This window comes from Bacillus cereus group sp. MS39 (genome assembly GCF_040448665.1).
Lineage (GTDB): Bacteria > Bacillota > Bacilli > Bacillales > Bacillaceae_G > Bacillus_A > Bacillus_A wiedmannii.
Window position 1 is genome coordinate 1,266,550 of sequence record NZ_CP123058.1, and the last position, 23,942, is coordinate 1,290,491.

Genomic DNA, 23,942 nt, shown 5'->3' on the forward strand with positions numbered 1-23,942 from the left:
TCTCCTATTTTTTTATTTTCCAGTCACATAATCGTAAACGATATCCTCAACTGCCTCGTATACATCAATTTCAGTATTTGAATGAATTATCGTTTGAATATGTTTAATTAGCATTTCCTGATCCTCATTTGACATAGGATTACATTGATATTGCTGAAAACTTTTTATAATCATTTTCTCAATTAATTTTGCATTCATGTTTTCCCCACCTGTATGTACGTATGTATTGTTTTATTGTACTTGAAGTGAAATATAAAAACTACTATGCACTATTTTTGTATAAAAATTCGGTTGTGTATATTGTTTTTCTAGTAAAATTAAGTTTTGTAAGTTTATAAAATTAATAAATATTTAATTGACTCTATAAATATACAATATTATAATCATACTTAATTTAAAGAATTGATATGAGGAGGAGCATATGAAAGTCGCGATTATTGGAGCAACTGGGTATGGAGGTATTGAGTTAATTCGGTTATTAGAGCAACATCCATATTTTTCGATAGCATCTCTCCATTCTTTTTCACAAGTTGGCGAGTGTATAACAAATGTATATCCGCATCTTCGAAATATTCTTGTTCATACGTTACAAGAAATTAATGCGGAGGAAATAGAGAAGGAAGCAGAAATTGTATTTTTAGCAACTCCAGCAGGAGTATCAGCAGAGTTAACTCCAAAATTATTAGCAGTAGGTTTAAAAGTAATTGATCTATCTGGAGACTTTCGTATGAAAGATCCTTTCATATATGAACAGTGGTATAAAAGGGCAGCTGCAAAAGAAGAAGTTCTTAGTGAAGCTGTATATGGGTTAAGTGAATGGAAAAAGTCCGAGATTCAAAATGCAAATTTAATTGCAAACCCAGGATGTTTTGCTACAGCTTCGTTATTAGCGATATTGCCGTTAGTACGTAGCGGCATGATTGAAGAAGATTCAATTATTATCGATGCAAAATCAGGAGTATCTGGAGCAGGCAAAACACCAACAACGATGACTCACTTTCCAGAGTTATACGATAACTTGCGTATTTATAAAGTAAATGAGCATCAACACGTTCCTGAGATTGAGCAAATGCTTGCAGAGTGGGATAGGGAAACGAAGCCAATCACGTTTAGTACACATTTAATACCGATATCACGAGGGATTATGGTTACACTGTATGCGAAAGTAAAACGAGAAATGGAAATAGAACAACTTCAAAAGTTATATGAAGAAACGTATGAACAATCGGCTTTTATTCGAATTCGCACGCAAGGAGAGTTTCCAAGTCCGAAAGAAGTGAGAGGCTCAAATTATTGTGATATGGGGATAGCTTACGATGAAAGAACAGGAAGAGTGACAGTCGTTTCTGTTATAGACAATATGATGAAAGGTGCGGCTGGGCAAGCGATTCAAAATGCAAATATAGTAGCGGGACTAGAAGAAACAACAGGTTTACAACATATGCCGCTTTATCTATAAGGGGGACATGATGATTAAAGTAGCGTCTATTATAAAAGTAGAAAATGGTTCGATTGTAACTCCGAAAGGTTTCTCGGCAATTGGTACTGCAATTGGTTTGAAAAAGGAGAAAAAGGATTTAGGAGCAATCGTTTGTGATGTACCGGCATCATGTGCTGCTGTTTATACAACTAATCAAATACAAGCAGCCCCCTTGCAAGTAACGAAAGACAGTATAGCAGCTGAGGGGAAATTACAAGCGATTATCGTCAATAGTGGAAATGCAAATGCTTGTACAGGAATGAAAGGATTACAAGATGCCTACGAGATGCGTGCATTAGGGGCGGAATATTTTGGAGTGAAAGAAAATTACGTTGCAGTAGCTTCGACTGGTGTAATTGGTGTTCCTTTACCGATGGATATAATTCGAAAGGGAGTTGTAACTCTTATACCGACGAAGGAAGAAAGTGAAGCGCGTTCTTTTTCTGAAGCGATTTTAACGACGGATCTTATAACGAAAGAAACTTGCTATGAAATGATTATTGATGGGAAAAAAGTGACGATTGCTGGTGTTGCTAAAGGTTCAGGGATGATTCATCCGAATATGGCAACGATGCTGAGCTTTATTACGACAGACGCTCATATAGAGCATGACGTATTGCAAACGGCATTATCCCAAATAACGAATCATACATTTAATCAAATTACGGTGGATGGAGATACTTCTACGAATGATATGGTCATCGTTATGGCAAGTGGATTATCAGAAACGAAACCAATCAATATGGAACATACAGACTGGGAAGCTTTCGTATTTGCTTTACAGAAGGTATGTGAAGATTTAGCAAAAAAAATTGCACAAGATGGTGAAGGTGCTACGAAGTTAATAGAAGTAAATGTGCTAGGCGCGAAAGCGAGTGAAGAGGCAAAGAAAATTGCAAAGCAAATAATTGGTTCAAGTCTTGTAAAAACCGCAATACACGGTGAAGACCCAAATTGGGGGCGAATTATTAGCAGTATTGGACAAAGTGAAGTAGCGATTAATCCAAATACAATTGATATTACTCTTCAATCTATCGTTGTGCTGAAAAATAGTGAACCTCAAATGTTTTCTGAAGAGGAAATGAAAAAGAAATTACAAGAACATGAAATTATGATTGATGTGTATTTACATTTAGGAGAAGAGACCGGATCAGCTTGGGGCTGTGACTTAAGCTATGAATATGTGAAAATAAACGCTTGTTATCGTACATAAGGAGAGGGAAGATGAGCGATTATATTGTAGTGAAATGCGGCGGTAGTATGCTAGAGCAATTAAATGATGTATTTTTTGATTGTATAAAGAAATTGCAGCAGAAGTATAAGGTAGTGATTGTCCATGGTGGTGGTCCAGAAATTGATACCAACTTAAAAAATTGTAATATCAAAGTAGAAAAAAGAGATGGATTACGAGTGACACCAAAAGAAGTTATGGATATTGTTCAAATGGTGCTATGCGGGAGTACGAATAAAAAGTTTGTAATGAATTTGCAAAGGCATAATTTACTGGCGGTAGGTTGTTCAGGATGTGACGGCAAATTACTTCAAGTTCAACCTGTCAGCGAGGAGATAGGATATGTGGGAGAAGTAAGCTATGTAGAAACAGCCTTACTAAAAGGATTAATAAATATGAATTATATTCCTGTTATTGCTCCGGTCGGGATTCATGATAATGAGATTTATAACATAAATGCGGATACCGCTGCAGCGGGGATTGCGGCCGCACTATCCGCAAAAGAACTCGTTTTTATTACGGATGTAGATGGGATATTACATGAAGGGAAATTGGTAAAGAAAACAGATGAGTCTGAAATTGCAACTCTTATAGAAAAAGGAGTTATTACAGGCGGGATGATTCCGAAAGTACAGGCGGCACTAGCTTCATTAAAAATGGGAGTGCAAAAGATAAGTATCGTAAATGGTACAAAAGATTTTACTGAAGATACAGGAGAATGTATCGGAACGACGGTAACGAGAGGAGCGAGTATTGTATGACAAGTCATCTTTTTCAAACATATGGGAGAAGAACTGTTGAGTTTGTAAAGGGAAAGGGAACGGAAGTTATTGATAACAAAGGTAACCAATACTTAGATTTTACATCAGGAATTGGTGTATGTAATTTAGGACATTGTCATCCTACTGTTATGAAAGCTGTACAAGAACAACTTGATAATATATGGCATATATCTAACCTATTTACAAACGGCTTACAAGAAGAAGTCGCGTCATTATTAACAGAAAATATAGCATTAGATTATGTGTTTTTCTGTAATAGCGGAGCAGAGGCGAATGAAGCAGCATTGAAGCTAGCTCGTAAGCATACTGGAAAATCTCTCGTTGTAACATGTCTACAGTCTTTCCACGGTAGAACATTTGGAACGATGAGTGCGACAGGACAAAATAAAGTGAAAGAAGGATTTGGTCCGCTCCTTCCGTCTTTTTTACATACCCCATTTAACGATATAAAAGCGCTCAAGGAAGTAATGAATGAAGAAGTTGCGGCAGTAATGGTAGAAGTTGTTCAAGGAGAGGGAGGAGTCATACCTGCTGATCTATCTTTTTTGCAAGAGATTGAAGCATTATGTAATAAGTTCGGTTCCTTATTTATTATAGATGAAGTACAAACAGGGATCGGAAGAACAGGGACATTATTTGCTTACGAACAAATGGGAATAAATCCTCATATCGTTACTACCGCTAAAGCGCTTGGAAATGGCATTCCAGTTGGAGCGATGATTGGCCGGAAAGAACTTGGAACATCGTTTACTGCAGGATCACACGGTTCAACGTTTGGCGGGAATTATGTTGCAATGGCTGCAGCGAAAGAAGTATTGCAAGTAAGTAAAAGACCATCGTTTTTAAAAGAAGTACAAGAAAAGGGCGAGTACGTATTAGAGAAGTTGCGAGAGGAATTACAACATGTCGAATGTATTCAAAATATACGTGGTAAGGGGCTTATGATTGGGATTGAGTGTAAGCATGAAGTTACAAGTTTTATAGAAGAACTAGAAAAAGAGGGACTTCTCGTATTACAAGCAGGGCCAAATGTTATAAGACTATTACCGCCACTTATTGTAACGAATGAAGAGTTAGAACAGGCAGTATATATGATAAAAAAAGTAGTTTGTACAAAAAACGTATCAATCATATAAGGGGGAAATTTCATGTCAACTGTACAAGTACCGAAATTAAATACGAAAGATCTTTTAACACTAGAAGAATTAACGAAAGAAGAAATCATTTCTTTAATTGAGTTCGCTATATATTTAAAAAAGAATAAGCAGGAGCCTTTATTACAAGGCAAAATATTAGGGCTTATCTTTGACAAACATTCAACTCGTACGCGCGTATCTTTTGAAGCGGGAATGGTACAGCTCGGGGGACATGGCATGTTTTTAAGTGGGAAAGAGATGCAAATGGGAAGAGGAGAAACCGTTTCAGATACTGCGAAAGTATTATCGCATTATATTGATGGGATTATGATACGTACATTCTCACATGCGGATGTAGAAGAGCTTGCAAAAGAATCGAGCATACCTGTAATTAACGGTTTAACGGATGATCATCATCCTTGTCAAGCATTGGCAGACCTAATGACAATATATGAAGAAACAAATACATTTAAAGGAATAAAATTGGCTTACATAGGTGACGGAAATAATGTATGTCATTCATTGTTGTTAGCGAGTGCGAAAGTTGGAATGCATATGACTGTTGCAACGCCTGTAGGGTATGAACCGAATGAAGAGATTGTAAAAAAAGCGTTAGCGATCGCCAAGGAAACAGGAGCTGAAATTGAAATTTTGCATAACCCTGAATTAGCGGTGAATGAAGCAGATTTCATTTATACTGACGTTTGGATGAGCATGGGGCAAGAGGGAGAAGAAGAGAAATATACTTTATTTCAACCATACCAAATTAATAAAGAACTTGTTAAGCATGCGAAGCAAACATATTGTTTTTTACACTGTTTACCTGCCCATCGTGAAGAAGAAGTAACAGGAGAAATTATAGATGGACCACAGTCTATCGTATTTGAGCAAGCTGGTAATCGATTGCATGCGCAAAAAGCATTATTAGTAAGTTTATTTAAAAATGTAGAAGAGCCTTCCTAAGTGATGTACATCTCCAGTTGTTAGACACGAATAACAATTGGAGGTGTGCTTTTTAGATTGAAATGTCGTATGTATATTTGGTTAACTATCTCTATATCATTTATAATAAAAAGAGTAAACTACATTTGTTTTTCATATCATGTAAGGACATACTAGATAGACAAAATATAGTTAAAGAGATGATGAATTTGAAAACAACTAAGAAAACATATTCGTTTTTCCAGCGGATGTGGAGAATATTAAAGTTTCAATATTATAAGTTGCTTCGATCACCAGAAGGAGCAAAGAAAGTATCGTTAGGTTTTGCGATTGGTTTTGGTTTAGAGATGTTGGTTATATATACGGCATCGCTCGTCTATTTAATCTTTTATCCAATCGTTCGATTAGCAAAGGGATCTTTTCCTGCTGCAGTTATTGGCAATATTATTGGGAAAATATCGTTTCTCCCAGTAGTTTTATTTCCGCTTGCCTATGCGCTAGGGAAAATGATTTATCCATTTCATGTACAAAAAATACATCATGAACCCTTTACGATATCGGACTTGTTTTCAAGTCACATTTTTACGATATTAAAGAGCTTATTACAGAGTGAAGTGTATGTATTAATTGGAATGACGATTTTAGGAGTTGTATTTGGTGTAGTTTCATATTTCGTTGTGCATTATTTATATGAAAAGAACCGTAAGTTACGCCTGAAGAATAGAAAGAAACGAGTGAGAGAACCACTCATGCAAATATAAAGAGTGTCACATTCATTTTCTCCTTTGAATATGTTTAAGAAAAAGGGGGAGAGAATGAATGTATTATTATTACGTACCGCAAGTATATCCATATGTAAATTATCATCCGGTTTATGATATGAATAGACAATACGAATTATATCGACAACAACAATTACAGCAATTACCACAAATACCACAACAACAGCCTACGCAAGAACAAAAACCATATTTAACGACATGGCCATATTCAAATGTGTACTATGGTAATTATTACGAATCATAAAGCTGCTTCTATGTAGAAGCAGCTTTATGCGTTTGTTTTCAAAATTAAATTTTGAATGGTTTGAAGAGAGTGAATGAGCTTTTCGCGCTCTTCCTCAGATAATGTTTGGAAATTTTCTTTTAATTTGTCTAAAATGAATTGTTGATACTGATTTACTAACAATTTCCCTTCAACTGTTAGGGAAATTAAAATGACCCGTCGATCTTTTTCGCTATAATGACGCTCTATTAGTTCTTCTTGAATCAGTTTGTTTAATAGAGGTGTCATGTTAGGCCGTGAAATCGCTAGCCGCTTGCCGATTTCGGAAACTGCTAATGTGCCATTTTCATGCAGAAGCAGCAATACTTGTGTATGTGATGGCGGCATATGTCTTTGAGAAGAAAATTCTCCAGGAAGCATAAATTTGCGATAAAAAAGAGGCACTAGCGAAAGAAGATGATCAACAATACGTTCCCACTCGCGTGATTCCATATAAAGGCCCCCTTCCACTATCATTGTAACAAAAAAGACATGTTATAAAAATAGAATTGTTTCATGGAAATTTTAATATTTGTAGGCCAACACTTTTTTTGTAAATGAATCGGCAATAATCGCGTAGCCATCATCATTTGGGTGTACTTGGTCAAAGAGTAAATCTTTTTTATCATTTGATATTAATTTACGAATTGGTAAAACGATAGATGGTTGATTTGCTTTTGAAATGGAATAAACGGATTCATTCCAGCCATCTAAAAACATATCTGCATAACTGGCGATGGAGTCATCGAGTTGTAACGGATTATAGAGTTCTGAGAGAATGAGTAAAGCGTTCGGATTTTGATCTCGAACTGTCTTTACAATATTTTTTATATCCGCTTCAAAATGAGCTTTTTCTTTATTTAACATTTTAATACCATCTATAACACCGACATCACGATTTAAACGGAATAAATTATTTCCTCCAATATTAATTGTAATGATATTTGCAGCTTTAATTTTTTGCTTTACATCTTCTGATTGCACTTTTTTAGCGAGACGATCTGTTGTAAGACCGTTTATCCCAAGGTTTTCTACGGTAATTGGTTTATGAATTTGTGCTTCTATTTGTCTAGAAGCTAATTCAGCAAATCCCCCTTGTGTCGATCCATATCCTTTGGCGAGTGAATCACCTAGTACGAGATGATAAAAGGAATTGTTTGTTTGCTTATCAATCCAACTTGGAGTAGATATTTTTTCTGTGTTTTCTTCGGGTTCATTTTGTTTTGTCTCATCGTTCTTTTCAAAATAAGAATAAGAAATGATTAGAAGGAGGAGACAAACAATTGTTAAGATGACTTTTTTCATATATTCATCCTCCTTGTAATTGGTAATTGTATCATATTCAGCAGTATTAACAATGTAAGGGCATATTATATGTTTATGAAAAGTTTACAACAACTTTACAGAAAATTTGTAGAAGTATGTCAAAAAATATTGACGATATGAAAGTACATTATATATGATAATGTCAGATAAGGTGAAATTTTAATGAGTAGGGCTTTATTTCCCACTAATTAAAGTTTCACTAATCGGGCGTTTAAGGGGACTACTCATTAGCGCAGGATGAAATGAAAATCTTGTCTCTAATAGAAGAAAAAAGGTATGTGGTTAGAGGCAAATAGAGGTTTATTTCATTATTTTTGGTAATTGTATAAGGGGGATTTTTTGTGAAAAAGTCAAAAAAAATGCTAGCTGGAGCAACTCTTGCTATTGGTGTAATAGCGCCGCAAGTGTTGCCAACAACAGCTCATGCGGATGAGAACAACGGGGAGAGTACGGTTAACTTACGAATTCTAGAAACATCAGATATTCACGTTAACTTAATGAATTACGATTATTATCAAACGAAAACAGATAATAAAGTAGGTCTCGTGCAAACAGCAACACTTGTTAATAAAGCACGTGAAGAAGCGAAGAACTCTGTCCTATTTGATGATGGAGATGCATTACAAGGGACACCGCTTGGAGATTATGTAGCGAATAAAATAAATGATCCGAAGAAGCCTGTGGATCCTAGTTATACACATCCATTATATCGTGTAATGAATTTAATGAAGTATGACGTCATCTCTCTTGGGAATCATGAATTTAACTACGGTTTAGACTATTTAAACAAAGTAATTAGTAAAACAGAGTTCCCGGTTATTAACTCGAACGTCTATAAAGATGATAAAGATAATAATGAAGAGAACGACCAAAATTACTTTAAACCATATCATGTTTTTGAAAAAGAAGTAGAAGATGAATCAGGTCAAAAGCAAAAAGTGAAAATTGGCGTAATGGGATTTGTTCCACCTCAAGTTATGAACTGGGATAAAGCGAATTTAGAAGGAAAAGTGAAAGCAAAAGATATAGTTGAAACAGCGAAGAAAATGGTGCCAAAAATGAAAGCAGAAGGTGCAGATGTTATCGTTGCACTAGCGCATTCGGGCGTTGATAAGAGTGGATACAATGTTGGCATGGAAAACGCGTCGTATTATTTAACAGAAGTTCCAGGTGTAGATGCAGTATTAATGGGACATTCACATACTGAAATGAAGGATGTATTTAATGGTGTTCCAGTTGTAATGCCTGGTGTCTTTGGAAGTAACCTAGGTATTATTGATATGCAATTGAAAAAGGTAAACGGAAAATGGGAAATACAAAAAGAGCAATCGAAGCCGCAACTGCGTCCGATTGCTGATAGTAAAGGGAATCCATTAGTAAAATCTGATGAAAAATTAGTTAATGAAATTAAAGATGATCACCAAGCGACAATTGATTATGTCAATACAGCTGTAGGAAAAACGACAGCGCCAATTAATAGTTATTTCTCATTAGTACAAGATGATCCTTCTGTACAACTTGTAACAAATGCACAAAAATGGTATGTAGAAAAGTTATTTGCTGAAAATGGACAGTATAGCAAATATAAAGGAATTCCAGTTTTATCTGCAGGCGCACCATTTAAAGCAGGTGGCCGAAACGGTGCTACATATTATACGGATATTCCAGCTGGAACGTTAGCGATTAAAAACGTTGCAGATTTATATGTATATCCAAATACGTTATATGCTGTAAAAGTAAATGGTGCACAAGTGAAAGAATGGCTTGAAATGTCTGCAGGTCAGTTTAATCAAATTGATCCAAAGAAAACAGAAGAACAGCCGTTAGTAAATATAGGCTATCCTACATATAACTTCGATATTTTAGATGGCTTAAAATACGAAATTGATGTAACACAACCAACGAAATACGATAAAGATGGAAAAGTTGTAAATGCAAATACGAATCGTATTATAAATATGACATATGAAGGTAAGCCAGTAGCTGACAATCAAGAGTTCATCGTCGCTACAAATAACTATCGCGGAAGTAGCCAAACGTTCCCAGGTGTAAGTAAAGGAGAAGTTGTATACCAATCACAAGATGAAACACGTCAAATCATTGTGAAGTATATGCAAGAAACACCAGTTATTGATCCAGCAGCAGATAAAAATTGGACGTTTAAACCGATTGTTGCAGAAAAATTAAATACAACATTCGATTCTTCACCAAATGCACAAAAGTATATAAAGAAAGATGGGAAAATATCATATGTTGGACCATCTGCAAATGAATTTGCTAAATATGCAATTGATATAACGAAGAAGAACGATGATGATAAGGAAACTGGTGGAGGAAATCCAACGACACCGCCAACAGGTGAAGGAAATAATGGAGAGAATCCAACGACACCACCAACAGGTGAAGGAAATAATGGAGGAAATCCAACGACACCACCAACAGGTGAAGGCAGTAATGGAGAAAATCCAACGACACCGCCAGGATCTGGACAAACTACAACGGATAATCAAAACTCAAAAGAAACAACAACAACTGTAAGTGAAAAGAAAGAAGAACGTGATTTACCGAAAACAGGTACAAGTGTTGCTTCTACAATTGGAGCAGGTTTGGCACTTGTTGGAGCAGGATTACTTCTGTTATTTAGAAGAAAGAAAGCAAATAGATAGTCGAGAAATATAAAAAGGATTACCGATTAAGGTAATCCTTTTTATTATATTATGAAATTGTTACTGCTTTTTCTTTCTTCCATGAAAGACCAAATCCAGTAAAGCCGACGATAATCGTTAAGACTGGACAAGCTAAACAGAAGATAGCGTATGGCAGGTAATCAAATGTTGGAACGCTAAGGACGTTTGTTAAGAATACACCACTTACACCCCATGGTACGAGTGGGTTAATAACTGTACCTGCATCTTCTAATACGCGTGATAAATTACGACGCTCTAAACCAACTTCATCGTATTTATTAGCAAATGCTTGTCCTGTTAAAACGATGGATAAGTACTGCTCACCAAGTAAGAAGTTTACACCAATTGCAGTTGAAGCAGTAGAAATAATTAAGCGTGTACTATTTTTTACAAAGCTAGAGATGATATTCATGAGCTGCGTGATAATACCCATTCCTTGTAATAATCCTCCCATACAAAGTGCTAGGAAAATAAGTGCAATCGACATCATCATGCTTTGTAGACCACCGCGAGATAGTAAGCTATCAATATCTTTAATACCAGTTTTAGAAACGTAGCCGTCTTGCATAATTTTCATTAAATCAGCTAAAGAAGTGCTAGGTTTAAAAATAAAGAGAATAATAATTCCTACCACAATTCCTGCAAGCAATGTTGGAACTGCTGGAACTTTTTTAAATGCAAATAGGAACAGTAATAAAATTGGAATAAGTGTAACGATAGAAATCGTTGCATTTTTCTCTAATGTGCTAATAAAGTTTGTGAAGTCAACGTCTCCGCTCGTACCGCTTCCTAAAATGAAAAATGCGATAAAAGCAATGATGAAAGCTGGAACTGTTGTCCAAAGCATGTTACGAATATGCTCAAATAAATCTACACCCGTAACAGCAGGAGCTAAGTTTGTTGTATCAGATAAAGGAGACATTTTATCTCCAAAGAATGCGCCAGAAATAATTGCACCAGCGATTAGAGCCGGATCGTATCCGAGAGCACTACCCATACCCATAAAGGCAAGTCCTACAGTTGCAGCAGTTGTAAAGGCGCTACCGATACTTGTTCCAACAATTGCACAAACTACAAAAACAGTTGGAACGAAAATTTTAGGAGATACAATCTGGAAGCCGTATACCATTAAAGTTGGAATTGTTCCAGCAGCGATCCAAACACTAATTAATACGCCTACCAGTAAGAAAATAAAAATAGATGGAATACCAGCTGAAATACTACTGATCATCCCTTTTTCCATAGTAGACCAAGAGATTTTTTTCATAAATCCAAATGCTAATAAAAGAACGATACCAAATAAAATTGGGATGTGTGGTGAAACTTCTAATTGGATAACACTAAAGCCAATACAGAAAAAGATAAATAATGTTAAAAGAACAGATTCAATTTTTGAAACCATTGTTTTTCCCTCCTAAGTAATCTAAAATAGCTCTTTTTTATATAAAATTCGCCAATATTGTGTATTTCCTTCTAAATTTTAGAATTTTGTGACAAATTACTGGTAATTGTTGATCCTTCAATATGATACGGAAATGATTGGATAAAAAAACGTCCCTGCATATAATTATGCAGGGACGAAGAAATCGCGGTACCACCCTAGCTTGTGAAATGAATGTATCACAAAATAAAGGGTCGTATGATATGCGCTAATAAAATAAAAACGCCCCTGCAATATATGCAGGGACGAAAAATTCGCGGTACCACCCTAAATTGTGAAACAGTTTCGTTTCACCACTCTTTAGATATAACGGTCTATAACCGTCTTTCACTACTCCTTACGTTTCGCAAAAGAAGCTCCAGGGGGTAATTCATAATTCGCTCTGTACTGGTTCGCACCGACCACCAGCTCTCTGAAATCAGAAATCGAAATACTACTAAATCCTATCAATGCCGATTCATATGATGTTAGTTAAATTTTTATCACATTTTCATCTTATATGTCAATAAAAATGTTCAATATTTTTTTAGGGAAATAAAGGTTAAATATTTTTAATGTTCTAAATTTGTGCGTTATAATGAATTTGAAAGGGGAGGAAAAGAGTGAAGAAAAAAATAATTCTTTTTACCACCTTACTAGTCATTGGCGGAAGTGCTGGAATTTACACAGCTTTTGCAGCTGAATCAGAGCAGTCAAAACAAAGTCAAACAAAGCAGTCAGAAGTGAAGAAAGTAAAAGAAATAGAAGAGAAGAAATCGATGGAAAAAGCAGCTGAAAAACTAGGGGTTTCTACTGAAGGGAAAACAAAAGAAGAGGTTAAGAAAGAAGTAAATACTGCAAGATTTGAAAAACGTCACGATCTATTAATTGAACATGCAAAACAACTTGGAATTGATACAGAAGGAAAAAAAGATGAAGAGATTATTTTAGAAATTGGAAAGATACAACACGGAAAGTAGAGCAACTTATCATACGATAAGTTGTTCTTTTTTAAGAACTATTTGATTTAAAAATAATTGACAGTCTTTTGGATTTAATGTTAACTTTATTTATAAACAAGTTAACATTAGGGGTGACAATTGTGACTGTTAATAGTAATACGACTGAAAAATCGTCTTATACATATGAAGAGTTATCGGAAAAAAATAAAGCCTATGTATGGCACCCATTTACACAAATGAAGGATTATTTAGAAGAAGATCCTGTCATTATTGAACGCGGAGAGGGAAGAAAGCTATACGATGTAAATGGAAATGAATATTGGGACGGTGTTTCGTCTATTTGGTTAAATGTTCATGGACATCAAGTACCGGAACTAGATGAAGCAATTCGTGAGCAATTAAATAAAATTGCTCATTCTACTATGCTAGGACTTGCTAACGTTCCATCTATTTTATTAGCAGAAAAAATAATTGAAGTTGTGCCAGAAGGTTTGAAGAAAGTATTCTATTCAGACTCTGGTTCTAGCGCCGTTGAAATTGCAATTAAGATGGCCTTTCAATATTGGCAGCATAAAGGAAAACCGAAGAAACAAAGATTTGTTACATTAAAAGAAGCATATCACGGTGATACAATTGGAGCTGTTTCAGTAGGAGCGATAGACTTGTTTCACCAAGTGTATAGTTCACTTTTATTTGAGGCAATTAAAATGCCTTATCCATATACATATCGTTCTCCTTACGGAAATAATAAGGAGGAAATTGTAAAAAAACATTTAGAAGAAATGGAAGAGCTGCTGAAAGATAAACATGAAGAAATTGCAGCAATTATTGTAGAACCTTTAATGCAAGGTGCTGGTGGTATGATTACAATGCCAAAAGGATACTTAAGAGGACTACGTAATTTATGTACAAAATATAATGTTTTATTTATTACAGATGAGGTAGCGACTGGATTTGGGCGTACCGGGAAAATGTTTGCATGTGAACATGAAAATGTAACGCCGGACATTTTAACCGCCGGAAAAGGTTTAACAGGTGGATATTTACCAATTGCAATCACCGTAACGACAGATGAAATTTATAATGCCTTTTTAGGAGGATATGAAGAACAAAAAACATTTTTCCATGGTCATAGTTATACAGGGAACCCGTTAGGGTGTGCGGTAGCAATTGCGAATCTAGAACTATACGAAAAAACAAATTTAATAGAAGAAGTAGCACGTAAGACAGAATATGTGGCGACGCAATTAGAATCGCTCTTTGCATATAAACATGTAGGGGATATTCGTCAGTGCGGGTTAATGGTTGGAATTGAACTTGTGAAGAATAAGGAAACGAAAGAAGCGTTTGAATGGACAGAGAGAGTCGGTGTTCAAGTGTGTAAACGCTCAAGAGAGCTGGGCATGATTTTACGGCCACTCGGCAATACAATTGTATTTATGCCTCCTCTTGCTTCTACAATTGATGAGATTGATGATATGTTACATATTTTGTATAAAGCAATCTCGGATGTTACGGAGGGAGAATAATGAACGGTTTTTTTGTAACAGCAACGGATACTGAAGTGGGGAAAACTGTAGTTGCCGGTGCATTAGCAGGTGTATTTAGAGAATTGGGATATAACATCGGGGTATATAAACCGTTGCAAAGTGGACATGTTGCATCAAATCCAGAGGGAGATGCAGCAAGGTTAAAAGCATTATCAGGTGTACCAACAAAAGAAAATGAAATTTGTCCTTATTCTATTGAAGAGCCTCTTGCTCCGAGACTTGCCATGAAAAGAGCTGGAAGAGTAGTACATTTAAAAGACATTACTGATCATTATAATGAACTATTGAAAGAGTTTAATAGCCTATTTGTAGAAGGAGCAGGTGGACTGGCTGTTCCATATACAGAAGACGCTTTAGTAATTGATTTCGCAAAGGAATTACAGCTTCCTCTTATTATAGTCGCACGCCCTACATTAGGAACAGTAAATCATACAGTTTTAACGATTGCTTATGCAAAGGCACAGGGCTTAACAGTAGCAGGTATAATTTTATCAGGCTGCAAAGAATGTGAAATGGAAAGAGTACAAGAAAATAAAGAAATGATTGAAGAGCTAAGTGGGGTACCGGTTTTAGGTTTATTACCATTCTTTGAAGGTGCGTTTACAAAAGAAGAAGTCTTGGAATCTGCAAAAGAGTATATAATGATTTCAAAATTAGAGGAGTTTATCCGAAATGAATCAAACGTGGCGCACACATCTTCAATCTAAATTGCAACAATTAAATGAGCAAGGGCAGTATCGCAATTTGCATGTAACAGAACAAGCAGAAGAGACATGGCTTATTCGAGATGAAAAAAGGATGTTAAATTTAGCGTCAAATAATTATTTAGGGTTAGCTGGAGATGAGAGGTTAAAAGAAGCTGCTATTGCATGCACAAGAAAATATGGAACTGGGGCGACGGCATCAAGGCTCGTTGTAGGAAATTATTCACTGTATGAAGAGGTTGAGAGAAGTATATGCGATTGGAAAGGCACTGAAAAAGCCTTAGTTGTAAATAGCGGATATACCGCAAATATTGGAGTGATTTCTTCATTAGCCTGTCGTCACGACATTGTGTTTAGTGACAAATTAAATCACGCAAGCATCGTTGATGGAATTATATTAAGCGGAGCAGAGCATAAAAGGTATCGTCATAATGATTTAGAGCATTTAGAGAAGCTGTTGCAAGTAGCACCGCCAAAAAAGAAGAAATTAATCGTAACAGATACTGTTTTTAGTATGGACGGTGATACTGCATATTTAAGAGATTTAGTGCAAATGAAAGAGAAATATGGAGCAATGATTATAGTTGATGAAGCACATGCGAGTGGGATATATGGAATTGATGGAGCAGGATTGTCCCATATAGAAAAAAATATTGCTCAAAATATTGATATACATATGGGGACATTTAGCAAGGCTTTAGGGTGTTATGGTGCGTATTTGACAGGTGATGCAATGTATATAGAGTATTTACAAAATATGATGAGAAGCTTTATTTTTACTACTGCTTTACCACCAGGAATGTTAGGGGCGGTACAAAAAGCAATTGAAATTGTGAGAGAAGATAATGAAAGAAGAGAGAGACTTATAGAGAATGGAGCATATTTTAGGACACATTTGCAAGAAGCTGGTTTTGATATTGGGAATAGCTCAACTCATATTGTACCGATTGTAGTCGGTTCAAATGAAACAGCTTTACGGTTTAGTAAAAGGTTGCAAGAGGTAGGTATTGCAGCAATTGCAATTCGTCCACCAACGGTTCCAGTTAATAGTTCACGGGTCCGTTTTGCGGTTACGTCCCAACATACAATAGCTGATTTGAAATGGGCTATTCAGCATATTATACGCATTGGTAAAGAAGAGGGGTTTTTCGTATGAAAGAGCTAAAGATTATTTTTATTCCTGGGTGGGGAATGGAAGAAGGTGTTTGGACTTTAGTTCTGCCGTATTTTAAAGGATATTCTGTTCAATGTATCAATTGGCGTAATGTGAAAGAACAAAGTGAATTTGCGGGGCGAATAATAGATGTAGCAAAAGATGAAAATGTAATTTTAGTTGGATGGTCACTAGGAGCGTTAGCAGCAGTTCAAGCTCATAAAAAGGTTAAGGCAAAAGGTATCGTACTAATTGGTGGTACTGCCAAATTTACAAATACGAGCGATTATACGAGTGGATGGAATACTCTGCATGTAGAACGGCTAAAAAAGAATGTAGCGAGAAAGAAAGAAGATACGCTCAAGCGGTTTTATGAAAATATGTTTACAAAGGATGAGCTGAAAGAGAATACAAGGTTTGAAGATATGATAAAACGCTTTAAAGGTGATTCTATTCAGTCTTTGCAATTAGGTTTGAAGTATTTAATAGAAGCAGATATGAGAGAAGAACTGAAAGAAATTAAAGTCCCTATACTACTTATTCACGGAGAGCAGGATGTAATTTGTCCATTGTCTGCAGCACGTAGTATGTCTGAGAATGAGACTGCCACGCTCAAGATAGTAAGTGAGGCTGGACACGCATTATGTGTAACGAATTTCGAATATTGCGGAAATGAGATAATTCAATTTGTAGAGGGGATACGACATGATCAACAAAACGTTACTACAAAAACGGTTTAACGCGGCAGCTGTATCCTACGATCAATATGCAAATGTACAAAAAAAGATGGCACATTCATTACTTTCTACATTGAATCGGCGATATAGTGCAAATTCATCGATACGTATTTTAGAACTTGGATGCGGGACAGGATATGTTACAGAGCAATTATCAAACTTATTTCCGAAAGCACATATTACAGCCATTGATTTTGCTGAAAGTATGATTGCAGTTGCGAAAACTAGACAAAATGTGAAAAATGTAACGTTTTACTGTGAGGATATCGAAAGATTACGACTAGAAGAAACATATGATGTCATTATTTCAAATGCCACATTTCAATGGCTAAATGATTTAAAACAAGTGATAAGAAATTTATTTCATCATTTGTCTATAGATGGGATATTACTCTTTTCAACGTTTGGACATGAAACATTTCAAGAATTGCATGCTTCGTTCCAGCGGGCGAAAGAAGAAAAAAATATACAAAATGAAACATCGATTGGGCAACGTTTTTATTCGAAAAATCAGTTGCGCCATATGTGTGAAATAGAAACAGGGGATGTGCATGTTTCTGAAACATGTTACATAGAGAGATTTACAGAAGTTAGGGAGTTTCTACACTCTATTCGAAAAGTAGGAGCGACCAATAGTAATGAAGAATCATATTGTCAAAGTCCCTCACTCTTTCGTGCGATGCTTCGCATATACGAAAGAGACTTCACGGAAAATGAAGGGATAATGGCGACGTATCATGCTTTATTTATGCATATAACAAAAGAGGGGAAGAGATGAAATGAAACAAGTACAAACAAAAAGGGATTGGAAAAAACTTGCACATGACGTAGTAGAAGAGAAAATGATTACGAAAGAGGATGCGATTGCGATATTAGAAGCTGATGATACAGAAGTGTTAGAAATTATGAATGCAGCTTACATCATTCGCCATCATCACTTTGGTAAGAAAGTAAAATTGAATATGATTATTAATACGAAATCTGGATTATGTCCTGAAGATTGCGGATATTGTTCACAGTCTATTATTTCAGAGGCGCCGATTGATAAATATGCATGGCTAACGCAGGAAAAGATTGTAGAAGGAGCACACGAAGCAATTCGCCGTAAAGCAGGTACATATTGTATTGTGGCATCTGGTCGTCGTCCGACGGATAAAGAGGTGAATCACGTAATTGGAGCAGTTAAGGAGATTCGTGAAACGACAGATTTAAAGATTTGTTGTTGTTTAGGTTTCTTAAACGAAGATCAAGCAGGACGTTTAGCAGACGCGGGTGTACATCGTTATAACCACAACTTAAATACACATGCAAATAATTACGAAAGCATTTGCTCCACTCATACGTATGACGATCGTGTTGATACAGTTCAAAAAGCAAAACAAGCGGGCATTTCACCATGCTCTGGGGCAATTTTTGGAATGGGGGAGACAATAGAAGAACGTGCTGAAATTGCATTTGAATTACAACGTATAGATGCAGATTCAATTCCATGTAATTTCCTTGTTGCTGTAAAGGGTACGCCGCTTGAAGGACAAAAAGAATTAACGCCGGTAGAATGTTTAAAAGTGCTGGCGATGATGCGTTTTGTAAACCCAACGAAAGAAATTCGCATTTCAGGGGGACGTGAAATCAATTTACGTTCTGTACAGCCAATCGGTTTATTTGCAGCAAACTCTATTTTTGTCGGAGATTATTTAACGACAGCTGGACAAGAACCGACTGCAGACTGGGGTATGATTGAAGATTTAGGGTTTGAGATTGAAGAATGTGCATTATAAGATAGATAAAAAGCAAACTTGTAAAAGAGTTTGCTTTTTTGTAAATAAAATGTAATAAATAGTTGTGAAAGCTTGATACTATTGGTTTTTGAGCAAAAAAAAGAATTTTGGTGGACGAATTTTCCAAGCCCCAATTGTACATAGTAAATATGTAATTTATATTGGGTTGGAGGATTTTACATGCACAAATATATATTAGCGATTATGACTTGTCTAATTTTACTAAAAGCAATAAGTGCTGATCCAGTTAAGGCCGCCGAAAATCCTGAACAAAAAGAGATGCAACAACGAATTGAACAACATTTTCGAACGAAAGCTGAACATTTTGGATTGAAAACAGAAGGAAAAGACTTAAAGGAAGTGCGAAAAGAAATTACTATTATAGAAGAGGCGAAGAAAAGAGAGAATGTATGGAGAACAGCACAAACGCTTCGTATACAAACAGAAGGAAAAACAATGGATGAATTAATAAAAGATGTACGGAAAAAAGTAAAAAAATAAAAAAGAGGCCGCAGCCTCTTTTTTATTTTTTATGCCCATTGTTTTGATAAATGAGCCATTTCAATCGCAGCAACGGCGGATTCATAGCCTTTATTACCAGCTTTCGTGCCCGCGCGTTCAATCGCCTGCTCGATCGTTTCAGTCGTTAATACACCGAAAATAACTGGGATGTCTGTTTGTAGTGATAAAGATGCAACTCCTTTTGCTACTTCATTACAAACGTAATCGTAATGTGTTGTAGCACCACGAATTACAGTACCTAACGTAATAACAGCATCATACTTCCCGCTATTAGCCATCTTTTTAGCGATTAAAGGAATTTCAAATGCGCCAGGAACCCAAGCAACATCGATATCAGTTTCTTCTACACCGTGACGCTTTAATCCATCTAAAGCTCCGCCGAGTAACTTACTTGTAATAAATTCATTAAAACGTCCAACAACAACCCCAACTTTTAATCCTGTACCAACTAAATGACCTTCGAATACCATAATGAATCTCTCCTTTTATTATAAGTTTAGTAAATGTCCTAATTTGTTTACTTTCGTTTGTAAATACGTTTTATTCTCTTCTTTTGTTGGCATTTGCAATGGAACACGCTCGATTACTTCTAAATCGTAACCTTGTAAGCCAGCAATTTTTCGCGGGTTATTCGTTAATAATCGTAACTGTTGTAAACCTAAATCTTTTAAAATTTGAGCGCCAATACCGTAATCACGCAAATCAGCTGGGAATCCAAGTTTTTCGTTTGCTTCTACCGTATCGAATCCTTCTTCTTGTAACTTATAAGCGCGAAGCTTATTAAGAAGGCCGATGCCTCGTCCTTCTTGTCTCATATAAAGAAGAACGCCTTTTCCTTCACGTTCAATTTGAGCAAGTGCAGCATGGAGTTGTGGTCCGCAATCACAGCGGCATGAGCCAAATACATCTCCTGTTAAGCACTCTGAATGAACGCGTACAAGTACAGGCTCTCCTGTTGAAATATCACCTTTTACGAGTGCGATATGCTCTTTCGTATCTAATGAATTAGAATAGCCAATTGCATGGAAAGTACCGAAATCTGTAGGTAATGTAATTTCCACTTCTCGCGTCACTAGTGTTTCATGGTGGCGGCGATAAGCAATTAAATCTTCTATTGTAATCATTTTTATATCAAATTGTTTTGCGCACTGTAGTAAATCAGGTACGCGAGCCATCGTACCGTCCTCATTGATAATCTCACAAATGACTCCAGCTGGTTCTGCTCCGCAAAGCTGTGCTAAATCGACGGCAGCTTCTGTATGACCAGCACGGCGCAAGACACCGCCTTCTTTCGCAATTAATGGAAAGATATGTCCAGGACGATTGAAATCAGCACCTTTTGATGCAGGGTTTAATAATTCTTGTATCGTAGTTGCCCGTTCGTGAGCGCTAATCCCTGTTGTTGTAGAAACATGATCAATACTCACTGTAAATGCAGTATGATGCGAATCTGTATTATGAGCTACCATTGGTTCTAATTGTAGACGTTCTGCGTATTCTTCCGTAATCGGTACACAAACGAGACCACGCCCATGTGTAATCATAAAGTTAATCGTTTCTGGCGTAATATACTCTGCTAAAGCGATAAAGTCGCCTTCATTTTCACGGTTTTCATCATCGCATACGATAACGACTTTTCCTTGTTTTAAATCTTCTAGAGCTTCTTCAATACGATGAAACATAATGCTTCCCCCTTATAGAAATCCGTTTTCTTGTAAAAAGCTTTCGCTCATTGAACCTGTTCGTTTTACAGGTTTAGAAATAAAGCGTTCGATATATTTACCGATCATGTCACACTCAATGTTTACGATGTCACCGGCATTCTTTGCTCCGATAACAGATTCGCTTACTGTGTGCGGGATGAGTGAGATTGTGATGGAAGATTTGTCTATATCAAATATTGTTAAACTCGTTCCATCAACAGCAACGGATCCTTTATGCAAACAATAGCGCAGCAATTCATCAGCAATAGCTATTTTGTAATAGACGGCATTATAGTGTTGTTTTTTGTTTAATATCGTTCCGATGCCATCAATATGTCCTGAAACGAAATGTCCACCGAATCGTCCGTTTGCAGCTATCGCCCGCTCTAAATTTACTTTAGAGTGTTGTTTAAGCATGCGAAGTGATGTTGATTGCATCGTTTCAGGCATTGCGTCCACTGTGAATGAAGTTGTTGTGAAACTCGTTACAGTTAAGCAAATACCGTTAACCGCGATACTATCACCTAAGTGAACATCTGATAAAATATTATTTGCATGGATCGTTAACTTCATCGCTTCTCCGCTTTGATGCATGTTTGCAATCGTTCCTAATTCTTCTACAATTCCTGTAAACATTCCGTCACCTCACTTCGGGCATTCGCAACGATTTTTATATCATCACCAACTTGTTTCATCTCTTGAATTTCCAAGGAAAGTGCATCATGTAATGCTGCGAAACCATTTCCCCCAAATAAAGTAGGGGCATCTTTCCCGCCAATTAATTTGGGGCTTATATAAGTTACAATTTCATTGAGATGCTTTGTTTGTAAGAAGCTTGCGTGAACTGTTTGACCACCTTCAACGAATAGAGAAAGAATTTGCTTCTCTCCAAGAAAGAAAAGGAGGTCCTTGATTTCTATATGTTTTGTTTTCATTTGGAATATAGCTATATTTTCAGATTCATAAGAAGCTATTTTCTCTTTATTTACATCCTTACCGACAATAATCCATGTCGGTGCTAAACCATCTGTTATGACATGAGAAGATGGTGGCGTTCGTAAATGGGTATCTAAAATAACACGAATAGGATTTTTACCCCCGTTAGGAATTCTTGTCGTTAAATGCGGATTATCAGCTATAACTGTATTCACTCCAACGAGAATCGCATCATGTGTATGACGATATTGGTGAACATCAGCTCGTGCTTCTTCACCTGTAATCCACTTACTTTCACCCGTGACAGTTGCTGTTTTTCCATCTAAGCTCATCGCTGTTTTTATTGTTACAAATGGACGCTTCGTTTTCATGTAGTGAAAAAAGAAACGATTTAATAAGGTGGCTTCTGTTTCAAGAACACCGGTAGCTACCTCGATGCCAGCTTCTTCTAATCTCCTTTTTCCAGTACCAGAAACGAGAGGATTGCAATCAAGAGTAGCAATTACAACCCGTTTGACTCCTTTTTTGATGAGCAATTCACAGCAAGGTGGTGTTTTTCCAAAATGGCTACACGGTTCAAGTGTTACATAAACGGTGGCTCCTTTTGCTTTTTCACCAGCCATATGAAGCGCGTGAACTTCTGCGTGTTCTTCACCAGCACGTAAATGAGCACCAATACCGACGATGTTTCCTTCTTTTACAACAACAGCACCAACCATAGGATTTGGACTTGTTTGTCCAGATGTCCCTTCTGCTAACTGCAGGGCAATCCTCATATATTCTTGATCTGTCATTCTCTTCACCTCTCCTGAAAAAATCAAAAAACCCCAAGGATTTTATATCCTTGGGGTTTGGGAGACGTGATTTCTAGAAATATAGTTCGAATACGAAAGTACAGGAAAGAAACCTAACGATGATTGGTATTTTTGCATAAGGAAAAATACTAGCAAAAATATCGGATTTTTCAAACGCTAGTCGTATCTTTTTATTTCAGTATAGAAACATAAGTATACAAAATAAAACATATATAAAGATTCAAAACGAAACTTTAAAAATATGCATACTGAAATAAAAGTGTATTCGCTATATAAAATTACTAGAAAACATATCCTTCTCCCATCCAGACTATACTGTCGGCCCTAGAGTTTCACTAGATCCACCGTTTTCGAGTTGAAAACGGGTCACGGACTTAGAAGTTTGCACTTCATCACCGCCGGTTGGGAATTTCACCCGACCCCGAAGGATGTTGTTTGCTCAAATTATAGCACAAAAAAAATAAAAGGCTAGAAAAAAATATTCGAATGTGAAGAATTGTGTGAAAATATATGTAAGTTGGAATGAGGACAAAAGTACGAGGAATGTTGTAAGGAAAAGGGGGACGAGAGTTAATGAAAAGAAAAAACATGCACAAAAAAATGTGCATGTCACATGTGAAATTATTCTGCCTCTGGTGCTCTAACGACAGACTCGAATTTCCCTTTATGCGAAGCATCGCAATAAGGCATATTTTTTGATAAACCACAACGGCATAAAGAAAATGCCGGTTTTGCTGGGAATACATTCCCTTGTGAATCGACTAATTCCACGTCCCCTGTAACGCGAAAAGAGCCATTATCATTTACTTTAATTTGTACTTTCGCCAACGCCATCCCTCCTTCCCAAACGCTTAATTTCATCATATAATTAAGAGAAGTACTTGACAATATAAAGTGAAACTTTAATTAGTGGGGGAGGTATCCCCCACTAATTATTAGTTGAACCAATCGGGCTTTTAGGGGCAGTTAATTTCCCACCTAACTTCTTTGTTTTAGCTGAGTTTTGAGGTGGGAGTTTTACTGCCCGCAAATAG

25 protein-coding genes, 1 riboswitch and 1 other annotated feature are annotated in these 23,942 nt (G+C 36.4%); of the genes, 16 read left to right on the forward strand and 9 right to left on the reverse strand.

Translation table 11 applies throughout. The features are described 5' to 3' along the window. Window positions 1-12 precede the first annotated feature (12 nt). Entirely contained in the window at window positions 13-198 is a 186-nt protein-coding gene (locus QEP67_RS06685) for a YqzH family protein (protein ID WP_048565693.1), read from the reverse strand. 223 nt (window positions 199-421) lie between these two features. Here QEP67_RS06685 and argC point away from each other — a divergent pair, with 223 nt between their 5' ends. From argC to QEP67_RS06720, 7 genes are all read left to right on the forward strand, one after another. After that, a complete protein-coding gene (gene argC, locus QEP67_RS06690; RefSeq protein ID WP_000861236.1) occupies window positions 422-1,459 on the forward strand; it encodes an N-acetyl-gamma-glutamyl-phosphate reductase in 1,038 nt (345 codons plus the stop codon). 10 nt (window positions 1,460-1,469) lie between these two features. Then, complete coding sequence (gene argJ, locus QEP67_RS06695; RefSeq protein WP_048565691.1) at window positions 1,470-2,693, forward strand: bifunctional glutamate N-acetyltransferase/amino-acid acetyltransferase ArgJ; 1,224 nt, start codon at window positions 1,470-1,472, stop codon at window positions 2,691-2,693. Window positions 2,694-2,704: 11 nt separating this feature from the next. Then, complete coding sequence (gene argB / locus QEP67_RS06700) at window positions 2,705-3,472, forward strand: acetylglutamate kinase (RefSeq protein WP_001286788.1); 768 nt, start codon at window positions 2,705-2,707, stop codon at window positions 3,470-3,472. Continuing rightward, entirely contained in the window at window positions 3,469-4,629 is a 1,161-nt protein-coding gene (gene argD, locus QEP67_RS06705; RefSeq protein ID WP_064459840.1) for an acetylornithine transaminase, read from the forward strand. The genes argB and argD overlap by 4 nt, the downstream gene beginning before the upstream one ends. A 12-nt stretch (window positions 4,630-4,641) precedes the next feature. Next, the gene (gene argF / locus QEP67_RS06710) at window positions 4,642-5,592 is read left to right on the forward strand and encodes an ornithine carbamoyltransferase (RefSeq protein ID WP_000108856.1); all 951 of its coding nucleotides are present in this window, start codon (window positions 4,642-4,644) and stop codon (window positions 5,590-5,592) included. Window positions 5,593-5,771: 179 nt separating this feature from the next. Next, window positions 5,772-6,332: a DUF2062 domain-containing protein gene (locus QEP67_RS06715; RefSeq protein ID WP_014893525.1), complete on the forward strand. Its 561-nt coding sequence runs from the start codon at window positions 5,772-5,774 to the stop codon at window positions 6,330-6,332. A gap of 58 nt (window positions 6,333-6,390) precedes the next feature. After that, window positions 6,391-6,597: a hypothetical protein gene (locus QEP67_RS06720; protein WP_048565686.1), complete on the forward strand. Its 207-nt coding sequence runs from the start codon at window positions 6,391-6,393 to the stop codon at window positions 6,595-6,597. Between the two features lie 24 nt (window positions 6,598-6,621). Here the strand turns inward: QEP67_RS06720 and QEP67_RS06725 are convergent, their stop codons facing one another. Continuing rightward, entirely contained in the window at window positions 6,622-7,068 is a 447-nt protein-coding gene (locus QEP67_RS06725) for a MarR family transcriptional regulator (protein ID WP_000445824.1), read from the reverse strand. A 72-nt stretch (window positions 7,069-7,140) separates the two neighbouring features. After that, the gene (locus QEP67_RS06730) at window positions 7,141-7,920 is read right to left on the reverse strand and encodes a GDSL-type esterase/lipase family protein (RefSeq protein WP_353706547.1); all 780 of its coding nucleotides are present in this window, start codon (window positions 7,918-7,920) and stop codon (window positions 7,141-7,143) included. A 362-nt stretch (window positions 7,921-8,282) separates the two neighbouring features. On the opposite strand from QEP67_RS06730, the gene cpdB reads away from it, so the two are divergent. Next, on the forward strand, window positions 8,283-10,607 hold the full coding sequence (cpdB, locus tag QEP67_RS06735) for a bifunctional 2',3'-cyclic-nucleotide 2'-phosphodiesterase/3'-nucleotidase (RefSeq protein WP_061672344.1): 2,325 nt from the start codon (window positions 8,283-8,285) through the stop codon (window positions 10,605-10,607). 49 nt (window positions 10,608-10,656) lie between these two features. On the opposite strand, the gene nhaC is transcribed toward cpdB, so the two are convergent. Then, window positions 10,657-12,030, reverse strand: coding sequence for a Na+/H+ antiporter NhaC (gene nhaC, locus QEP67_RS06740; RefSeq protein ID WP_061672343.1), 1,374 nt, complete (start codon window positions 12,028-12,030; stop codon window positions 10,657-10,659). Between the two features lie 277 nt (window positions 12,031-12,307). Next, window positions 12,308-12,528: a binding site (T-box leader), on the reverse strand. Between the two features lie 143 nt (window positions 12,529-12,671). Between nhaC and QEP67_RS06745 the strand changes: the two genes are divergently transcribed. The 8 genes from QEP67_RS06745 to QEP67_RS06780 all read left to right on the forward strand — a co-directional run bounded on the left by QEP67_RS06745 (window position 12,672) and on the right by QEP67_RS06780 (window position 19,433). Next, the gene (locus tag QEP67_RS06745; protein ID WP_002107756.1) at window positions 12,672-13,028 is read left to right on the forward strand and encodes a hypothetical protein; all 357 of its coding nucleotides are present in this window, start codon (window positions 12,672-12,674) and stop codon (window positions 13,026-13,028) included. A 77-nt stretch (window positions 13,029-13,105) separates the two neighbouring features. Beyond that, the gene (gene bioA, locus QEP67_RS06750; RefSeq protein ID WP_353706623.1) at window positions 13,106-14,539 is read left to right on the forward strand and encodes an adenosylmethionine--8-amino-7-oxononanoate transaminase; all 1,434 of its coding nucleotides are present in this window, start codon (window positions 13,106-13,108) and stop codon (window positions 14,537-14,539) included. Continuing rightward, a complete protein-coding gene (bioD, locus tag QEP67_RS06755; protein ID WP_001013033.1) occupies window positions 14,539-15,267 on the forward strand; it encodes a dethiobiotin synthase in 729 nt (242 codons plus the stop codon). The genes bioA and bioD overlap by 1 nt, the downstream gene beginning before the upstream one ends. Next, window positions 15,233-16,420 (forward strand): 8-amino-7-oxononanoate synthase, encoded by a 1,188-nt coding sequence (bioF, locus tag QEP67_RS06760; RefSeq protein ID WP_001077313.1) that lies wholly within the window; start codon window positions 15,233-15,235, stop codon window positions 16,418-16,420. The genes bioD and bioF overlap by 35 nt, the downstream gene beginning before the upstream one ends. Further along, window positions 16,417-17,157 (forward strand): alpha/beta hydrolase, encoded by a 741-nt coding sequence (locus QEP67_RS06765; protein WP_000661271.1) that lies wholly within the window; start codon window positions 16,417-16,419, stop codon window positions 17,155-17,157. The genes bioF and QEP67_RS06765 overlap by 4 nt, the downstream gene beginning before the upstream one ends. Further along, the gene (gene bioC, locus QEP67_RS06770) at window positions 17,123-17,932 is read left to right on the forward strand and encodes a malonyl-ACP O-methyltransferase BioC (RefSeq protein WP_000608892.1); all 810 of its coding nucleotides are present in this window, start codon (window positions 17,123-17,125) and stop codon (window positions 17,930-17,932) included. The genes QEP67_RS06765 and bioC overlap by 35 nt, the downstream gene beginning before the upstream one ends. A gap of 1 nt (window position 17,933) precedes the next feature. Further along, the gene (gene bioB / locus QEP67_RS06775; RefSeq protein WP_000815837.1) at window positions 17,934-18,932 is read left to right on the forward strand and encodes a biotin synthase; all 999 of its coding nucleotides are present in this window, start codon (window positions 17,934-17,936) and stop codon (window positions 18,930-18,932) included. A 180-nt stretch (window positions 18,933-19,112) separates the two neighbouring features. Beyond that, the gene (locus tag QEP67_RS06780; protein WP_000549778.1) at window positions 19,113-19,433 is read left to right on the forward strand and encodes a hypothetical protein; all 321 of its coding nucleotides are present in this window, start codon (window positions 19,113-19,115) and stop codon (window positions 19,431-19,433) included. A gap of 29 nt (window positions 19,434-19,462) precedes the next feature. On the opposite strand, the gene ribH is transcribed toward QEP67_RS06780, so the two are convergent. The 5 genes from ribH to QEP67_RS06805 form a co-directional block, all read right to left on the reverse strand. Continuing rightward, window positions 19,463-19,924, reverse strand: a complete 462-nt coding sequence (ribH, locus tag QEP67_RS06785; RefSeq protein ID WP_000230900.1) for a 6,7-dimethyl-8-ribityllumazine synthase — start codon at window positions 19,922-19,924, stop codon at window positions 19,463-19,465. An 18-nt stretch (window positions 19,925-19,942) separates the two neighbouring features. Further along, window positions 19,943-21,136 carry a bifunctional 3,4-dihydroxy-2-butanone 4-phosphate synthase/GTP cyclohydrolase II gene (ribBA, locus tag QEP67_RS06790; protein WP_000468987.1) on the reverse strand — a complete coding sequence of 398 codons (1,194 nt, stop codon included), beginning with the start codon at window positions 21,134-21,136 and terminating at the stop codon, window positions 19,943-19,945. Between the two features lie 12 nt (window positions 21,137-21,148). After that, entirely contained in the window at window positions 21,149-21,793 is a 645-nt protein-coding gene (gene ribE / locus QEP67_RS06795) for a riboflavin synthase (RefSeq protein WP_000493897.1), read from the reverse strand. Then, complete coding sequence (gene ribD, locus QEP67_RS06800; protein ID WP_000131998.1) at window positions 21,775-22,887, reverse strand: bifunctional diaminohydroxyphosphoribosylaminopyrimidine deaminase/5-amino-6-(5-phosphoribosylamino)uracil reductase RibD; 1,113 nt, start codon at window positions 22,885-22,887, stop codon at window positions 21,775-21,777. The genes ribE and ribD overlap by 19 nt, the downstream gene beginning before the upstream one ends. A gap of 310 nt (window positions 22,888-23,197) precedes the next feature. Continuing rightward, window positions 23,198-23,341: riboswitch (FMN riboswitch) on the reverse strand. Window positions 23,342-23,529: 188 nt separating this feature from the next. Beyond that, window positions 23,530-23,736, reverse strand: a complete 207-nt coding sequence (locus QEP67_RS06805; RefSeq protein WP_001151582.1) for a CDGSH iron-sulfur domain-containing protein — start codon at window positions 23,734-23,736, stop codon at window positions 23,530-23,532. Window positions 23,737-23,942 lie beyond the last annotated feature (206 nt).

Excerpts from the sequence above, each read along its gene's own strand:
- QEP67_RS06715 (WP_014893525.1), top strand. The coding sequence starts at position 5,772 with ATGATGAATTTGAAAACAACTAAGAAAACATATTCGTTTTTCCAGCGG.
- QEP67_RS06780 (WP_000549778.1), top strand. The coding sequence starts at position 19,113 with ATGCACAAATATATATTAGCGATTATGACTTGTCTAATTTTACTAAAA.
- nhaC (WP_061672343.1), bottom strand. The coding sequence starts at position 12,030 with ATGGTTTCAAAAATTGAATCTGTTCTTTTAACATTATTTATCTTTTTC.
- bioD (WP_001013033.1), top strand. The coding sequence starts at position 14,539 with ATGAACGGTTTTTTTGTAACAGCAACGGATACTGAAGTGGGGAAAACT.
- QEP67_RS06730 (WP_353706547.1), bottom strand. The coding sequence starts at position 7,920 with ATGAAAAAAGTCATCTTAACAATTGTTTGTCTCCTCCTTCTAATCATT.
- bioF (WP_001077313.1), top strand. The coding sequence starts at position 15,233 with ATGAATCAAACGTGGCGCACACATCTTCAATCTAAATTGCAACAATTA.
- QEP67_RS06685 (WP_048565693.1), bottom strand. The coding sequence starts at position 198 with ATGAATGCAAAATTAATTGAGAAAATGATTATAAAAAGTTTTCAGCAA.
- bioB (WP_000815837.1), top strand. The coding sequence starts at position 17,934 with ATGAAACAAGTACAAACAAAAAGGGATTGGAAAAAACTTGCACATGAC.
- bioC (WP_000608892.1), top strand. The coding sequence starts at position 17,123 with ATGATCAACAAAACGTTACTACAAAAACGGTTTAACGCGGCAGCTGTA.
- bioA (WP_353706623.1), top strand. The coding sequence starts at position 13,106 with ATGTTAACTTTATTTATAAACAAGTTAACATTAGGGGTGACAATTGTG.
- QEP67_RS06720 (WP_048565686.1), top strand. The coding sequence starts at position 6,391 with ATGTATTATTATTACGTACCGCAAGTATATCCATATGTAAATTATCAT.
- ribBA (WP_000468987.1), bottom strand. The coding sequence starts at position 21,136 with ATGTTTCATCGTATTGAAGAAGCTCTAGAAGATTTAAAACAAGGAAAA.
- ribD (WP_000131998.1), bottom strand. The coding sequence starts at position 22,887 with ATGACAGATCAAGAATATATGAGGATTGCCCTGCAGTTAGCAGAAGGG.
- ribE (WP_000493897.1), bottom strand. The coding sequence starts at position 21,793 with ATGTTTACAGGAATTGTAGAAGAATTAGGAACGATTGCAAACATGCAT.
- argF (WP_000108856.1), top strand. The coding sequence starts at position 4,642 with ATGTCAACTGTACAAGTACCGAAATTAAATACGAAAGATCTTTTAACA.
- argB (WP_001286788.1), top strand. The coding sequence starts at position 2,705 with ATGAGCGATTATATTGTAGTGAAATGCGGCGGTAGTATGCTAGAGCAA.
- argC (WP_000861236.1), top strand. The coding sequence starts at position 422 with ATGAAAGTCGCGATTATTGGAGCAACTGGGTATGGAGGTATTGAGTTA.
- argJ (WP_048565691.1), top strand. The coding sequence starts at position 1,470 with ATGATTAAAGTAGCGTCTATTATAAAAGTAGAAAATGGTTCGATTGTA.
- ribH (WP_000230900.1), bottom strand. The coding sequence starts at position 19,924 with ATGGTATTCGAAGGTCATTTAGTTGGTACAGGATTAAAAGTTGGGGTT.
- argD (WP_064459840.1), top strand. The coding sequence starts at position 3,469 with ATGACAAGTCATCTTTTTCAAACATATGGGAGAAGAACTGTTGAGTTT.
- QEP67_RS06725 (WP_000445824.1), bottom strand. The coding sequence starts at position 7,068 with ATGGAATCACGCGAGTGGGAACGTATTGTTGATCATCTTCTTTCGCTA.
- QEP67_RS06765 (WP_000661271.1), top strand. The coding sequence starts at position 16,417 with ATGAAAGAGCTAAAGATTATTTTTATTCCTGGGTGGGGAATGGAAGAA.